The sequence below is a fragment of the Azospirillum mesophilum genome, assembly GCF_053470405.2.
On record NZ_JBPXMQ020000009.1, the window covers coordinates 103,788 to 119,460 of the forward strand.

Below are 15,673 nucleotides of genomic sequence, written 5' to 3' on the forward strand. Positions count from 1 at the left end.
GTTTGGTTTGCGTTTCTCAGGTGCGCGCCGTGGGACCCAGGCGATCGACCCGTGTCCACAGCGCGGTCTGCGTCTTCAGCACGTAGGCGAAAAAGCCCCTGAGCGCGCCGATGTTGGTGGCCGTCAGGTAATAGGCGATGTGCAGCAGCCGCGACCGCCGCCCCAGCCGCTCTGTGACGTAACCGCCCACGGCCATGCCGTAGAAGGCGAGCTGGAGCGCCAGCAAAGCCTGCATGGCCGCCGGCGCCGGCCCGAGGGCCACCTGCGCCGCGTTGGCGGCCAGCGCGCCGGCCATCAGGAAGGGCAGAAGCAGCCGCAGCATCTTGTGGGAGAACAGGCAGAGCACCGCGAACGGCTGGCTCCACGGCCAGTTCGCGGGGTCCATCAGCAGCTGGTAGCGCCCGGCGGTCATCCGGCGCCGGCGCACAAGGTCGTCGCCCATGCTGTTGGAGGGGTGCTCCGCGCAGACGGCGGCCGGCTCGTAGATCACCCGCTGGCCGGTGCGCAGCGCGTGCAGGCCGAGGAAGGCGTCGTCGTTGATGATGGCCGCGGGAATGGCGGGAAACAGGTCGGCGCGGATGGCCAGCATCTCCCCCACCACCGACACGGTGGAGCCGATGTCGCTTTCCCAGCGCCGGATCATCGACTCGTAGCGCCAGTAGAAGCCGTCCGACTGCCCAAGCGCGGAGGGATTTCCCGCCGCGTCCACCGCGCGCACCATCTTGCGCCCGCTGACGCAGCCGACCTCCGGATCGGCGAAATTCTCCACCAGCCGCGACACCGCGTCCGGCTCGTAGAAGGCGTTCGCGTCGGAAAAGACCAGGATGCTGCCGCGCGCCCGCGCCGCCGCGCGGGTCATCGCCGCCGATTTGCCCTGGCGCACCGGATCGAACAGGCCGACCACGCCGCGCCCGGCGTAGCGCTCCACGATGGCCCGCGTCCCGTCGTCGGGACCGTCGGCCACCACGATGATCTCCAGATCCGGATAGTCGAGGGCGAGTGCGTTCTCCAGCTTCGCCTCGATGATCGCCGCCTCCTTGTAGGCGGAGACGATCAGAGACACCGCTGGCTGCTCCGCCCCCTTGCGCACCAGCCGGGCGGCCACCGCGCGGAGGAGCCGCAGCAGGACCGGATAGCCCACGTAATGGTAGGCCTGCAACGCGAGGCAGAGCAGCGTAACGACGATCAGCAGGTCGGCCATGGCGCGTCCTTGCAATACAGGGGGCATCACAAAGTGGCGTCGGCGCCGAGCACCGCCGGCATCGGGCGTCGGGGGGCCAGGGCGTCGTAGCGGGCGAGCGTATCCGCCGTCATCCGGGCAAGGCCGAAGCGGTCCCGCACCGTCCGCCGCGCCGCCTCCGCCAGGGGGGCGAGTTGCTCGGGACGCGAGACGCAGCGGTCCAGCGCCGCCGCCAGCGCGGCCGGCTGGCCGGGGGCGGCCATGACGGCGTCACGCCCGTCCGCGAAGGACTCCGCCAGCCCGCCGACCTTGGACAGCAGCATCGGCACGCCGACCCGCGCCGCCTCCAGCGCGGCATAGGGCAGCCCCTCCGACAGCGAGGGCAGGCAGAACAGGTCCGCCTCGGCGAGGATCGCCGGCACGTCGGTGCGGAAGCCCGTGAAATGCACCCGCTCCTGAAGCGACAGGCGGGCGACCTCCGCCTCCAGCGCCGCCCGCTCCGGCCCCTCCCCGACGACGAGGCAGCGCAGTCGCGGGTGCCGCTCGCGCAGATTGTGAAGGGCCTGGAACAGCACGCGGTGGCCCTTGATGGGGTCGAGCCGCCCGACGAGCACCATGACGAAGGCCTCCCCGCCCCACCCCAGCGCGGCGCGCAGGCCGGCGGGCGTCGCGGGCTGCGGCGCGGTGTCGATGCCGTTCGGGCTGAGCGCCACCCGGTCGCCGGGAACGCCGAGCGAGAGCAGATAGTCGCGCACCACCCCCGACACCGCGACGAACCGGCTGCCCAGGGCGCGGTTCAGGTGCAGCGCCGTCTCGTGCAGCCGCCCGCGTCCGGCCCCGCCGTGTGCCGCCCGGTAGACGGAATGCACCGTGCACAGGACAGACCGCTCGCCAGCCAGCCTCCCGGCCAGGGCGCCCCACAACTGCGACTGAGGGTTATGCGCGTCGACCACGGCGACCTTCTCCGCGCGGATGATCCGGCCGAGATCCCGAAGCATGCGCGGGTCCCCGCGCGCGTGCTTCAGGGGGCGGGCTTCCAGGCCCCGCTCCAGCAGGGTCCGATGCAGCTCCGACCCGTCGAGCACCGCGACGGCGTAGCGCCGCCCCGCGTCCCGCAACGCCTGCGCCGTCTGGAGCACCCGCACGTCCGCACCGCCGAAGCGGCGGCACAGATCGACCAGCAGAACGGATGGGAGAGCCACCGTCACCTCGCGCTTCGGGATTGGACTCAGGATTGAAGACGCGGACTCACGCGAAGCGGTTCAGCACCAGCCCGGCCACCGACGCGCCGCTTGCGCTCAGCCGCCGGTTGACGGCGTCGGCGATGCCCATGAAGCCCTCCGCCGCGTTCAGCACCAGGACGACCCCGTGCACCAGGCCGGCGATCAGCTGCCCCTCCGCCGAGAAGGCCGAGCTGTTGGAGTCGATCAGCAGCAGGTCGAACCGGTTCTGCAGGCTCAGCAGCAGGTGCAGCCGCCCGGTGCTGATCGGCGAGTCCTCCGGGCCTTCCCGGCTCCAGAGGGAGGTCACAAGCAGACTGTCCTCCGATCGCGGCCTCAGCTCATCCGAAATTCCACCGGGCGGGATTCCGCCGGGCGGAAAGCCTCCCGGCAACCCGCCGTCGGCGGCCGGCGCGCGCCGGACGATCAGCCGGTCGCGGTCGCGGCCCGGCGGGTCCGCCTCGACCAGCAGGACGCGCAGGCCGAAGCGGAAGGCGGCCATATGCGCCAGCCCCAGGCACACCGACGAGGCGCCGTCCTCCGGCTGCACGCCCAGGAACTGGAAGGTGCGGCACTCGTCCGCCTCGCGGTCGGCGATGAGCTTGCGGCACAGCGTGGCCATCTCCCGTTCGAACGGCGGGGGAAGGGCGACATCGTGGAACCACGGCTCGAAGATCGTTCCGACGAAGGACACGTTGCGGGACGCATTGTGGACGTTGGCCATAGGCACCTCGTGCACGAATGGTGGTGTCGTGAATGGCGCGGTCACTCCGCACCGCTTGGGCGATGGGTGAGCAGCGGACGGTGGTCGAAGGTCGCGAGCACCGGGATCTTCAGCTTGCTCTCGATGGCGCGGACCGACGGCATGCCCGGCAGCGCCCGGCGACGCGGACCCAGGATGGCGGCCAGGATCGACGCGGCGAGCAGCCCGATGAGCAGCGCCAGCCCCATCATGACCTTCGCGCTGAGCCCGATCGGCCGCGCCGGCGGGACAGCCGGGTCGATCACCCGAATGGTCGGCTGCCGGACCTGACGCAACGTATCGGTGATCCGGCTGCCTTCCAGGGTCGAACGGTAGGTCTGGTAGGTCTTCTGGGCCATGTCGTATTCGAAGCGCAGGCGCTGGATTTCCTGTGCGTTGCGCATCAGCCCCTGGAGCTGGCCGTCGATCTGCCCGATGCGCGCGCGGATTTCGCTGCGGCGTTCGGGCGTCAACAGCTTGCCGGGATCGGCCAGCGTGCGCAGCCAGCCGGCCCGCTCCTCGGTCAGGTAGCTGATCTGGTCGTTGATGCCGACCGACTGCGACGACCGCACATAGCCGTTCAGCTTTTCTTCGATCTTGCGCAGTTGCTCGGCGGCGGCCTGCTCCTCGGTCTCGAACGCGCGGCCCTTGGCGTCGGCGAACAGCTGCTCCCGCCGCTCGCGGAAGAGTTCGACCAGCTTGTTCAGGGTCAGCGCCGCCACCTCCGGATCCGCGTGCGTGTACTGGATCGTGATGATGTTCGACCCTTCGATGCGGCGGATGTTCATGTTGGCGGTGATCTGCTCCAGCGCCGCCTGCTCCGGTGTCAGGACCGGCTTCGCCGGACCCTCCTCCGGGCTCTCCCCGTCCGTCGCGGCGTCCTGCGCGAAGGCGCTGACGCCGGCCCGCTTCAGCAGGTCGTCAACGGTCGCTACCGCCTGGGCGCGCAGGGCGGCCGGGTCGAAGGGCTGCCCGGTGACGGAGAGCCACGCCCGTTCGAACAGGGTGGCGATCATGCTGGGCGGCTTCACGGCCTCCGGGAACAGGCGCGCGGGTCCCAACCGCTCGACCAGCTCCATCTTCAGGGCGCGGCTGTTCAGGATCTGCATCTCGGTGCCCAGCGCCTCGGCCAGCCCGACCCGGATCGGGGAATCCAGCCGTCCGTCGGTCGAACGGTCGGCGTACTCCTCGTGGTAGACCATCAGCAGGCTGGTCTCGGCCTGGTACGGCCGCGGATAGAAGGACGTGAAGAACGCGCACAGCAACACCGACACCAGGCCGATTGCCATCACCATGAATTTGCGCTGCCAGATCGCGGCGAACGCAGCGCGCAGGGGAAAGGCGTGGTGCTCCATGACGCTTTCCTTTTGGCTTTACCGGTTGATCCTTCCGGGGGTCGAGCGCGGTCGGGGAAAGGTTCCCGAAGGCTGCGCCACGACTTGCGACAAGGCGAGGGCAAAGGCGACGTACAGCCAGAAGAACCGCGCGAACGCATCGTGCAGGAAGGTGGCGGCGAGGAGATAAAGGACGAAACCGAACCCGACGGCGCCGACGATCCGCGCCGTGTCGGCGTCCTTTTGCAGGATCAGGGCGCGGCGCGCCCGCAGCAGCGTGGACAGCGACGCCCAGATCACCAGACCCAGCGCCGCGAGGCCGAGCACGCCCTGCTCCGCCGCGACCTGCAAATAAAGGCTGTGGGCGTTGCGGTCCACGCCGCGAATGACGTTTCCAAGCTCCAGCGAGTATTTCTGGTACATGGATTCGTAATGGCCGACCCCGATGCCGACCCAGGGGTGGTCGAGGAACATCGCCCAGGCGGCCATCATCTCACCGGACCGGCCCCTTACGGCGGCGTCCTCAGAGCTGCCCGACGCCCCGCCCTGGAGGGAACTGGCGAGGTGCAGGATGCGGTCGAAGAAGTCGGCCGACAGCGTCGAGGCGAGGATCACCGTGACGACGGCGGTGCCGATCCACAACAGACGCGAACGCCGGTGCCTCCAGGCGATCACCAGCAGGAAGACGCTGAGGCAGAGAAGACCGCCGCGCGAATAGGTGAAGATGATCGCCAGAACGCTGACCAGCGTCGCCCACCCCGCCAGCAGCCGCCCGTGCCGGTTCGGATCGTTCAGACAGCGGTCGAACGCGATCGGGACGACGAACAGCATGATCTGCGCGAAATAGTTCGGGTCCGGCAAGGGGCCGGACGGGCGCGGGGCGTTGGACTCGCCGGCGATGTGCTGGACCATGCTGTTGGCCAGCCCGCCGAAGGTCTGTTCGAAATTCCCGGTCAGGGATTGGAAGACGACCAGCGTCCCCGACAGGGTGCCCGCCGCGATCCAGGCCCAGGCCGACGGACGGATCAGCCGGCGATCGGTCAGCAGCACCACGACCAGGGCCATCAGAAGGAAGTCCTTGCCGAAGTCTATCAGCTCCTTGCCGACGATCTCCGGCCGGGCGGCGTGGAACAGCGAGAAGGAACAGACGAGGCCATAGACCAGCGGCGGCAGCAGCACGCCCACCCGGAAGCGCGGCCATGTCCCCAGCACGGCGAAGCGCAGCAACAGGACTCCGAACACGTAGAGCGGCAGCAGCTTGCCGACGTCCGGGATTCCGTGGTTCACCTCGGCCACGGTCGGCAGGTTGCCCTGCACCAGGAACAGGAGGAGCGGCAGGCCGAGCAGCGGCTGGATGGCGACGGCGACGGCGGTGCCGGCACCCACCGCGAGGGCCGCCGCCTTCACCGGGCCGAAGGGCGTGGCGATCAGGGTCAGCCCCAGCATCGCGACCGCCGCCAGGGCCGCCCAGATCCACACCGACGCGCCGAGGGGACCGGCGAAGAACCGGTTCCCCCGGCGGCCTCCCAGGCCACCATGGCGTCCGTCCGGCCACGGTCCGGGGCGCGTCGACGGAAATCGCGTCTGTGAGAAGTGTGTCGCCTGTTCCGCCATGCCCGATCGCCCGCTGTTGTTGTTCTTTGTTGTTGTTCTTTGTTGTTTTTCAGTGCCCGCGAACGGCCGCCGCGAAGGTCCGGTAGAGGATGATGAGGTCGAGCACCATGCACCGGTTGCGGATGTAGGTGAGGTCGTAGCGGACCCGGTCCCCGAACTCCATGCCGTCCCGGTCGATGACCTGCGCCAGACCGGTGATGCCCGGATGCACCACGAGCCGTTCCTTCTGCCAGCTCTCGTACGTCGAGGCCTGAAAGGAGGTCGGGCGCGGCCCCACCAGCGACATGTCGCCCTTCAGCACGTTCAGCAACTGCGGAAGCTCATCCAGCGACACCTTGCGCAGGAAGGATCCGAGCGGCGTGATGCGCGGATCGTCCTTGATCTTGAAGTCGGGCCACTTCAGCTCGTTCTGGGCCATGAGCGAGGCCTTCATCGCCTCGGCGTTCGGCACCATCGTGCGGAATTTGTACATGGTGAAGCTTTGCCCGAGGTACCCGGTGCGCTTCTGCCGGAACAGGGCCGGGACGCTCGGATGCTCCAGCTTGACCAGACAGGCCAGGACAAGCAGAAGCGGCAGCCAGAACGGTGCGGTCAGCAGCAGACAGACGAGATCGAAGGCCCGTTTCTTGATCCGCAGCGCGCGCAGCGTCCGCTCGTTCTCCGCGTCGCCGCCATGCATCAGCACGGCGAACCAACTCTGCGGAGCCGGCGTCTCGGCTAAGGAACCGGAAACGGACGAGACACTCGTATAAGAGGTCACAGCGCCCGTGTAAGACAGGTCATGGTTCATGATCGCCCTCCCACGATCGAGCCGGCCGCGACACGCCTTTTTCGTGAGACATCTCCCCCTCGTGAGACATCCTGCGTGCGCCGCCTTCGTGACGAATTCGTGCTCGTGGCGCGCCCGACGCGTCGGGCCGCCCGTCATTCTCCTGATGGTCGGCTGACCGGACGGCGGACCGCCGTCGCGGAGTGCTGTCGCGGTGGTGTTGCCACGGTCTCGCAGCACGACGCGCCGGGGTCATCGCCCCAGATTCGTCGTCCGCGCCGTGCGCTCACCAGCAATGGGATTGCGGTACCCCGGCATTCGGCCGCCGAGGAACGGAAGGTCCTTTTTTGCTACGGCCTTCGCATCAGTCCAAGAGAAGGCTTGTGCTGAACCGTACCAATATCATTCGCCCGTCTCGAATTAGTTATCTTGGGTGTGGACGCCGTTTGGTTTTCCTACCACCAGTATGGCGCTCCCCTGAATTTCATTGGATCGTCCACTGATACTAGGTCCCAGCATACGAGCCGAAGCAAGCGTTCAAAGGGCGTAAGCAGTCACACCAAATTTCAGCCGCTTCTTCCTCCAGAAAATCGTCTTAAAAAGAGTGGGCTTCCGTAATTTCCATTGATTTTGGGAGTACGTCGAATGCGAACGTCCGGCGCGGCCTCGCCATAATTCATTGGTTCGCTCGCCGAAAGGGGTGGCGCAACCCCCGCCCGACACCACGATCCCGCGCCCCGGACGCCCACCCTTCCAAGGCGCCGTTTCCATCGGGCACCGGCGTGCGCACCAGTTTCGGCCAGAAGCAATTCCGCGCACCCAAGAGCCAAGGCAGTAAAGCCCACAAAGACCGCAAACCATCTCAACGGTCTACAGCACCCGTTCCCCACCTTCCTTTCCTCCTGCACAGGAAATCCAAAGGATTCATTGGATAGAGCGCATTTATGCTTCTTTTTTGTCTCGTTTTGGTCCTCGCAAGGCCGGGCCTTCCCTTAAGAAGTTTTAACCGATAGCGCGGCATTTCTGTCGGCGATCCATACGCAACAGGTGCGAGACAATGGCAACCACCAGTTCCAGCCTCACCGACGTCCAATTCACCGTCAACGCTTGGGGACAAGCGGCCGGCAATGTCTGGCCGCGGTTCACCCTGCGCGTGGACGGTGTCGACGTCGGACAGGCCTACGCCACCAACACCAGCTCGACGGGTTACAACTTCACGGCCAAGCTGGCCGCCGACCAGGCCCACAAGGTCCAGATCGTCTATGACAACGACGGCTGGTCCAACGGCCAGGACCGGAACCTGTTCGTCAAGTCGCTGGTGATCAACGGCACCACCGTCGCCTCGACGGCTTCCAACGTCACCTATGACAAGGGAGCGCTCGACGGCAAGGACGTGGTCTCCGGCCAGGAGGGCATGTACTGGAACGGCGCGCTGAACTTCGACCTCGCGTCGACCTATTTCCCGAAGTCCGGCGGCAGCCTGGCCACCGGCGGCAGCCTGATCACCGGCACCACCGGCAACGACCTGCTGAAGGGCACGGCCGGCAATGACACCATCGACGGTCTGGGCGGCATCGACACGCTCGACCTTTCGACGGCGACCGCCGGTGTGAAGGCTGACCTCGCCGCCGGCAAGGCGCAGTACAGCAGCACCCATGTGGACACGCTTCTCAACATCGAGAACATCCAGGGCTCGGCCTACAACGACCAGCTCTACGGCAACGCCGGGGCCAACAAGCTGAACGGCGGTGCCGGCAACAACCTGCTCGACGGCGGCGCCGGGGCGGACACGCTAATCGGTGGCGCGGGTGCCGACACGCTGATCGGCGGCGACGGCAACGACGTGCTGACCACCGGCTCCGGCGCCGACGTCATCGTGGTGAACAAGCCCGGCGCCGGGGTCGACCGCCTGACCGACTTCTCGGTCAGCAACGACAAGATCGACCTGACGCCCATGGTTCAGGCCCTCCAGGCCTCGGGCGTGAAGCTGGCCTCCGACTACGTCAAGTTCGTCGCCAACGGCACGGGCAGCAACATCGTCGTCGACGTTGACGGTGCCAGCGGATCGGGCGCCGGCCAGACCGTGATGACGGTCGAGAACATCGGGACCAGCAACCTCAAGCTGGGCATCAACGTCATCGCGCCGACCATCACGGCGACGGCTCCGCCCCCGGCCCCCACGCCCACTCCGACGCCGACCACGGACACGGGCTACGTCCGGCCGTTCGGGCCGAACGCGCCGTGGAACGTGAAGATCGACGGCATCGCGCACGACCCGAACAGCGCCAACTTGTCCGACATGCTGTGGAACCACGCCTCGGACCGGCCCGGCAACTTCAACCTGAACTTCGGCGAGACCTACGCCGTCTATTCGTCCAAGGAGGCTTCCGGCTGGTACACGGTGGACACCACTTGGAACACCAACATCGACAACACCAAGATTCCGTGGAACCCCGCCTGGCAGATTCCGGGGGAAGGCTCCGACCGGAAGGTCATCGTCCTCGATCCCGATACCGGGCATGAATGGGATCTGTGGCAGACCTCGTTCGACGGCAGCACCGTGCACGCGACCAACGGCAGCCTGGTGCCCGGCAACTACTTCACCTACGAGGGTGGGAACCCGTCGTCGCGCGGCATCGGCATCGAATACCTCGCCATGCTGGTGCGGCCGGAGGAAATCAAGGCCGGCAAGATCGAGCACGCGCTGGCGATGTCGATCGACAACACCGACGGCGACCGCTACGTGGCGCCCGCCACGAAGCTGGAGCACCCGGACAACCCCGCCGGCATTCCGGAGGGCACCCGCTTCGCGCTGAACATCAGTGACGCGGACATCGCAGCCTGGGAAAAGACGCTGCCGGCGGACCAGCAGTACGCCGCTCACGTCATCGCCGTGGCGCTGCGCGACTACGGCTGGTTCATCACCGACACCGGCGGGTCGGGGGCCATCGAGATGGAGGCCAGCGCCTCCGCTGCTGCCGAGTGGAACGCGCTCGGCATGTCGTCCCGATTGGTCAACGGGCACGAGATGCCACGGGATATGCTCGACGGGCTGATCACCCACGACAACATCTACGCACTCGTCCCGTCGGACCATTACTGATGCGTCCTGGCCGCCGCCGCGAGAGCGGTGGCGGCCAATCTTTGGCGGTATGGTGTTTGGAAGTGTTCCCAGGGGGCACTTCCATTTTGCGTTTTGGCGTTTTGCATTTTGGCCTGAAAATCGCCCCCTCCAAGCTACCCCCGAGTTTCCGCGGCGATGCCGTTCCGCAACAGGGGCGAGACCATGGCGACCACAGGGGCGACCACAGGGGCGACCACCGGTTCCAGCTTCGCCGACCTCCTCACCGGCACCGCCGGGGCGGACACGCTGCTCGGCGGGAGCGGGTCCGACACGCTGGTCGGCGGCGACGGCAACGACCTGCTGACGACCGGTTCCGGCGCCGACGTCATCCTGGCGAACACGCCCGGCGCGGGGATCGACCGCCTGACCGACTTCTCGGTGACCAACGACATCATCACCCTGGCGCCCATGGTTTACGCCCTGGAGTCCTCGGGCGTGACGCTGGCACCGGACTACGTCAGCGTCGTGGCCAACGGTACGGGCAGCGACATCGTCGTCGACATCGACGGCGCCGGCGGACCGGGCGTCGGTCAACCCGTGATGACGGTCGAGAACATCCCGCCGAGCAGCCTCAAGTTCGGCGTCAACGTGCTGGCGCCGGTCATCGACCCCGGCTACGTCCGGCCGTTCGGGCCGAACGCGCCGTGGAACGTGCCGGTGCAGGGCATCGCGCAGGCCCCGAACAGCGCCGCCCTGTCCGACATGCTGTGGAACCACGCCTCCCAGCGGCCCGGCCACTTCAACCTGCACTTCGACGAGTCCTTCGCCGTCTATTCGTCCAAGGAGGCCGCCGGCTGGTACACGGTGACCACCGATTCGGACTCGAACATCGACAAGACCAAGATCCCCTGGAACCCCGCCTGGAAGATCCCGAGTTCGGGGACCGACCGGAAGGTCGTCGTCCTCGATCCCGACACCGGGCGCGAGTGGGACCTGTGGCAAACCTCGTTCAACGGCGGCACCGTGCACGCGAGCAACGGCAGCCTCGTGCCCGGCAACTACCTCACCTACGAGGGCGGCAACCCGCCGTCGCGCGGCGCCGGCATCCAGTATCTCGCCATGCTGGTGCGCCCGGAAGAGATCGCGGCCGGCAAGATCGGGCACGCGCTGGCGATGTCGATCGACAACACGGACGGCTCCAGCTTCGTACCGCCCGCCACGAAGCTGGAGCACCCGAACAACCCTCCGGGCATCCCCGAGGGCACCCGCTTCGCGCTGGACGTGAGCGATGCCGACATCGCCGCCTGGGAGGCGACGCTGCCCGCGGACCAGCGGTTCGCCGGCCACATCCTTGCCGTCGCGCTGCGTGACTACGGCTGGTTCATCACCGACACCGGCGGGTCCGGATCCTTCGAGATGGAGGCCTTCGCCTCGGCCGCCGACGAGTGGAACGCGCTCGGCCTGTCGCCCAAGACAGTCAACGGATACGAGATGCCGCGGGACCTGCTCGACGGGCTGTTCACCCACGACAACGTCCACGCGCTCGTCCCGCCGTCCCTGTACTGATGCACCCAGCCGGCGCACCCTGGCCGCGCTACGGAATGCACAGGTCTCGCAAGCACGGTAAGTGGCTGATTTGACGCTTAAAAGCCCCTCTCCCTTGAGGGGAGAGGGGTTGGGGTGAGGGTGGAGGGCCGGCAAAGCCGGCAGGTCTTTTCCCGCTCTTCGAGCGGTAACGACCCCTCATCCCAACCCTTCTCCCCCAAGGGGAGAAGGGCTTTTTGTTCAGTCACTTGCCGTAGCTTGGCCGCGAGGCCGGCGGCACCCGTAGGGGGCACTTCCATTTTGCGTTTTGGAAAGGAAATCCGCTCCCTCTAAGCTGCCTCCGAGTTTCCGCAGCGACGACTTCCGCCGGGCGCCACCACCAACGGGCGCCACCAACCGGAGCGGAGGATCCCGACCATGTGGCACGCCTTTCCGGTCTGCCCCCGTCCCTCGCGAACGGAGGGCGCCCCGTCTCCCGGCCGGCGCGCCGTGCTGGGCGGCATGGCCGCCGCCGCAGCGCTTGCGTCCGTCCCCTGGCCCTTGCGCGCCGAATCCTCGGTCCCGCGCGACCTGATTCCACGCGATCTGCGCACGGGCGGCGACCGCGCGCCCTGGAACCGGCCGGTCGCCGGCCTGCCCCCCGCCCGCGACGGCGACGAGCTGGTGCGCCTGCTGTGGGATCACGCGTCCGACCGGCCGGGCAACTTCAACCTCAATCTCACCGAGGGCTTCGCGGTCTACCACGCCGACGACGCCGACGGGCCGTACCGGATCAGGCTGGCCTGGGGCGGTCCGCTGGACGGCCAGTTCGTGCCCTGGAACCCGCGGTGGCGCATCCCGCCCGGCGAGGACCGCAAGGTGATCGTTCTGGACCGCGCCACCGGCCGCGAATGGAACCTGTACCAAGCGGACTTCGCGGACGGCCGGCTGCGGGCGTCCAACGGTTCGCTGGTGCCGGGGCGCTACGACACCTACACCGGCACCAACCCGCGGTCGCGCGGCGTCGGCATCCAATATTCGGCCATGCTGGTCCGCCCCTTCGAGATCGAGCAGGGGGTCATCCGGCACGCGCTGGCCATGACGATCGACAACACCGACGGCCGCCGCTTCGTCGCCCCCGCGGTCAAGCTGGAACACCCCGGCACGCGCCGGGGCATCCCCGAGGGCACCCGCTTCGCCATCACCGCCGGCGACGCCGCGATCGAGTCCTGGATCCGCGGCCTGCCGGAGGAGATCCGCCTGCTCTGCGCGCCCGGCGCACGGACCATCGCGCGGGCCTTGCGCGATTACGGCTGGTTCATCACCGACACCGGCGGGTCCGGCAGCCTTGAGTTCGAGGCCAACGCCTCGGCCGAGGACCGCTGGCGCAAGCTCGGCTTCAACCGTGTCGAGGCGCGCAACGGCAAGGTCTATCCGCGCGACCTTCTCGACGGACTCCTCAGCCCGGACAACATCGTGGCTTTCGCGCCCAGCGACGCCTATCCACCCTCCCCCTGATCGGAAAGGTGCCAGCAATGCAGCCTGTCGGCCGCGCACGCTTCGCAACCACGGCCCGCTTCGCAACCACGATGGACCAGGTGCTGCTCTCGCCGGACTTCGCCGCGCGGGCCAACGTGATCGCCATGCCGCCCTTCCGCCCGCTCGGCCGCGACACGGTGTTCGAGCAGTTCCGGACCTTCCGCCGCGTCCTGCGGGCCGCCGTGCGCGAGAAGGCGCTGGTGCTCTACAGCTCGCGCGGCAACTGCTACCCCGAACTGCTGGCGCTGGTGGCGCTCTCCTACGTCCCGCGGCGCTGGCGGCCGAGGGTGGTGCTGTGCGGCCCGATGTGGCAGCCGAACCCCGGCTGGCGGCGCCCTCTGGAACGCTTCATCGTCCATCGGCTGGACCGCGCGGTCGACCGCTACGCCGTGCAGTCCTCGACGGAGGTGACCAGCTTTCCCGACCAATGGGGCATCGACCGCAGCAAGGCGCGTTTCACCCCGGTGTGCCTCTCCCTGGCGCCGCGGGACACCGAAGCCGCCGACCCGCCGGGGGATCACATCTTCTCGGGCGGGAATCCCTTCCGCGACTACGACCCGCTCATCGAAACGGCGCGGCGGATGCCGGACCGCCGCTTCATCATCGCCACGCGGCAATTGGCCGGCCGCACCGACCTGCCGCCGAACGTCAAGGCCGGCCCGGTCCCGCGCGAGGAGTTCATGCGGCTGATGCGCACCGCGGCGGCCGTCGTCGTCCCGATGAAGGACGGGCTGCTGCGCGGGGTCGGCCAGCAGACCTACCTGAATGCCATGTGGCTGAAGCGCCCGACCATCGTGAACGACGCGGTCGGCGTGCGCGACTACATCCGCGACGGCGAGACCGGATTGATCGTGGACGGCAGCCCCGACAGCTACGTGCGGGCGCTGACCTGGGCGCTCGACCCGGCCAACGGCGAGGCCGTGCGGCGGATGTGCGACACCGCCCACGACGACGTGGTCGAACGCTTCAGCTGGGACAGCTACGGCCGCCATCTGCTGGCGCTGGTGGACGATGTCCTGGACGAGGCCGAAAGCCACGGGGCGGAACGGCCCTACGCGATGCCGCAGCGCGGGGGATGATTCGTAGCCGGCGCCCACAAAAGGGGCGCCCGTTCGAAGCAGTCGGCAGTACCCATTTCGGCGCACCTGCCCACAATCCCCCGTTGCCGATCACCTTCAGAGAAATACAATGCCAAAATGCAAACAATAAACCCGTTGGCGAAGGACACCGTTTTCGGCATCCTGTGGGTTGGCGGCGTTTTTGTCGCCAGCAAGGTGATGATCTTCATCAGCACCTTGATTCTGGTCAGACTCCTGGCGCCCGAGGATTTCGGACTTTTGTCCCTGGGTTTGGCGACGATCAGCTGCGTGGAGCGGATCGGCGACCTCGGCGTCGGGTCGGCGTTGATCCAGCGGCGCGGCGACCTCGGCCGCTCCATCCACGTCGCCTTCGCGATCAGCACCACGATGGGCCTGACGCTGGCCGCGCTCATGGCCGGGGCGGCGCCGCTGCTGGCCGACTTCTTCGGCAACGAGCGGCTGACGGACGTGATCCGCGTGCTGGCCCTGACGCTGTTGATCGGCGGGCTCGGCAACGTTCCGATCTCGCTGCTGAAGCGGGAGCTGGAGTTCCGCCGCCGCTTCGTGCCGGAAGTCGTCAAGGCCATCACCAAAGGCGGGATGAGCATCCTCCTGGCCGCGCTCGGCTTCGGGGTCTGGAGCCTCGTCTACGGCCATCTCGCGGGCATGGTGGCGGGCACCGCGCTCTACTGGATCATCCTGAAGTGGCGGCCGCGCTTCGTCCTCGACCGGACCATCGCGCGCCAGCTGCTCGGCTTCGGCATCCACATCATGCTGGTCGGCTGCCTGGGTGCGATCCTGAAGAACGTCGACGTGCTGATGGTCGGCCGGATGCTCGACGCCTCGCAGATCGGTTTCTACGGCGTGGCCCTGATGCTGCCGGAGCTGGTGGTCTACCAGCTCTGCTACATGGTCAGCCAGACGGTCTTCTGCACCTACAGCAAGCTCCAGGACGATCTGTCGGCGCTGCGCACCGGCTATTTTGCCACGCTGCGGCACATCTCGCTGATCACGGTCCCGGCATCGCTGGGGCTGGCGCTGAGCGCCCCGGACTTCATCGCCCTCCTGTACCCGGCGGCCTGGCAGCCGACCGTCCCCGTCATGCAGGTGCTGTCCATCGCCGCGCTGATCAGCGCGCTGTCCTTCAATACGAGCGACGTCTTCGCGGCCAGCGGAAGGCCCAACTGGATCACCCGCATCCAGGTTCTGCACCTCGCGCTGTCCGGTCCCATCCTCTGGCTGGTCACGCCGCACGGCATCGTCGCGGTTGCCGTCGCCCAGGCCGGCGTCATCTCCGTCATGATGCTGGTGACGCTGGTCATGGGCATGCGGCTGCTGGGCCACGGCCCGCTCGCGCTTGTGGAGGCCCTGACCCCGGCGGCCATCGGCGGCGCCACCATGACGCTCGCCTGCCTGCTGGTCATCCGGGGGCTGGGCGACGCGCCGACCATCGTCCGCCTTGTCCTGACGGTCGTCACGGGGGTGGCGGTCTATCTCGGCGTCATCCGGCTGGTCTACCCGAGCCTGTTCGCCACCATCGCGGCCCTCTTCGCTCCACGGAGCGCGAAAAAGGCCGGCGCCAGCGCCTGAACGGCGTTCGCAAGGAAG

The 15,673-nt window shown here is 67.8% G+C and carries 11 protein-coding genes; 5 read left to right on the plus strand and 6 right to left on the minus strand.

All coding sequences use genetic code 11. The annotated features are described in order from the left end of the window. Positions 1 to 16: 16 nt before the first annotated feature. From ACSVC7_RS11680 to ACSVC7_RS11705, 6 genes are all read right to left on the minus strand, one after another. Entirely contained in the window at positions 17 to 1,201 is a 1,185-nt protein-coding gene (locus tag ACSVC7_RS11680; protein ID WP_448204598.1) for a glycosyltransferase family 2 protein, read from the minus strand. 26 nt (positions 1,202 to 1,227) lie between these two features. Next, the gene (locus ACSVC7_RS11685; RefSeq protein WP_448204597.1) at positions 1,228 to 2,382 is read right to left on the minus strand and encodes a glycosyltransferase; all 1,155 of its coding nucleotides are present in this window, start codon (positions 2,380 to 2,382) and stop codon (positions 1,228 to 1,230) included. Between the two features lie 46 nt (positions 2,383 to 2,428). Beyond that, positions 2,429 to 3,124 carry a P-loop NTPase family protein gene (locus ACSVC7_RS11690; protein ID WP_448204596.1) on the minus strand — a complete coding sequence of 232 codons (696 nt, stop codon included), beginning with the start codon at positions 3,122 to 3,124 and terminating at the stop codon, positions 2,429 to 2,431. A 41-nt stretch (positions 3,125 to 3,165) separates the two neighbouring features. Continuing rightward, the gene (locus ACSVC7_RS11695) at positions 3,166 to 4,497 is read right to left on the minus strand and encodes a GumC domain-containing protein (protein WP_448204595.1); all 1,332 of its coding nucleotides are present in this window, start codon (positions 4,495 to 4,497) and stop codon (positions 3,166 to 3,168) included. Between the two features lie 18 nt (positions 4,498 to 4,515). Then, the gene (locus ACSVC7_RS11700) at positions 4,516 to 5,955 is read right to left on the minus strand and encodes an O-antigen ligase family protein (RefSeq protein ID WP_483508297.1); all 1,440 of its coding nucleotides are present in this window, start codon (positions 5,953 to 5,955) and stop codon (positions 4,516 to 4,518) included. A gap of 184 nt (positions 5,956 to 6,139) precedes the next feature. After that, positions 6,140 to 6,769, minus strand: a complete 630-nt coding sequence (locus tag ACSVC7_RS11705; RefSeq protein WP_448204683.1) for a sugar transferase — start codon at positions 6,767 to 6,769, stop codon at positions 6,140 to 6,142. A gap of 1,147 nt (positions 6,770 to 7,916) precedes the next feature. On the opposite strand from ACSVC7_RS11705, the gene ACSVC7_RS11710 reads away from it, so the two are divergent. The 5 genes from ACSVC7_RS11710 to ACSVC7_RS11730 all read left to right on the plus strand — a co-directional run bounded on the left by ACSVC7_RS11710 (position 7,917) and on the right by ACSVC7_RS11730 (position 15,655). Then, positions 7,917 to 9,962, plus strand: coding sequence for a carbohydrate-binding domain-containing protein (locus ACSVC7_RS11710; RefSeq protein ID WP_448204593.1), 2,046 nt, complete (start codon positions 7,917 to 7,919; stop codon positions 9,960 to 9,962). Between the two features lie 183 nt (positions 9,963 to 10,145). Then, on the plus strand, positions 10,146 to 11,489 hold the full coding sequence (locus ACSVC7_RS11715; protein ID WP_448204592.1) for a hypothetical protein: 1,344 nt from the start codon (positions 10,146 to 10,148) through the stop codon (positions 11,487 to 11,489). Between the two features lie 396 nt (positions 11,490 to 11,885). Next, a complete protein-coding gene (locus ACSVC7_RS11720) occupies positions 11,886 to 12,965 on the plus strand; it encodes a hypothetical protein (protein WP_448204591.1) in 1,080 nt (359 codons plus the stop codon). A 17-nt stretch (positions 12,966 to 12,982) separates the two neighbouring features. Next, positions 12,983 to 14,065: a glycosyltransferase gene (locus tag ACSVC7_RS11725; protein WP_448204590.1), complete on the plus strand. Its 1,083-nt coding sequence runs from the start codon at positions 12,983 to 12,985 to the stop codon at positions 14,063 to 14,065. A gap of 135 nt (positions 14,066 to 14,200) precedes the next feature. Beyond that, positions 14,201 to 15,655 carry a lipopolysaccharide biosynthesis protein gene (locus ACSVC7_RS11730; RefSeq protein ID WP_448204589.1) on the plus strand — a complete coding sequence of 485 codons (1,455 nt, stop codon included), beginning with the start codon at positions 14,201 to 14,203 and terminating at the stop codon, positions 15,653 to 15,655. Positions 15,656 to 15,673 lie beyond the last annotated feature (18 nt).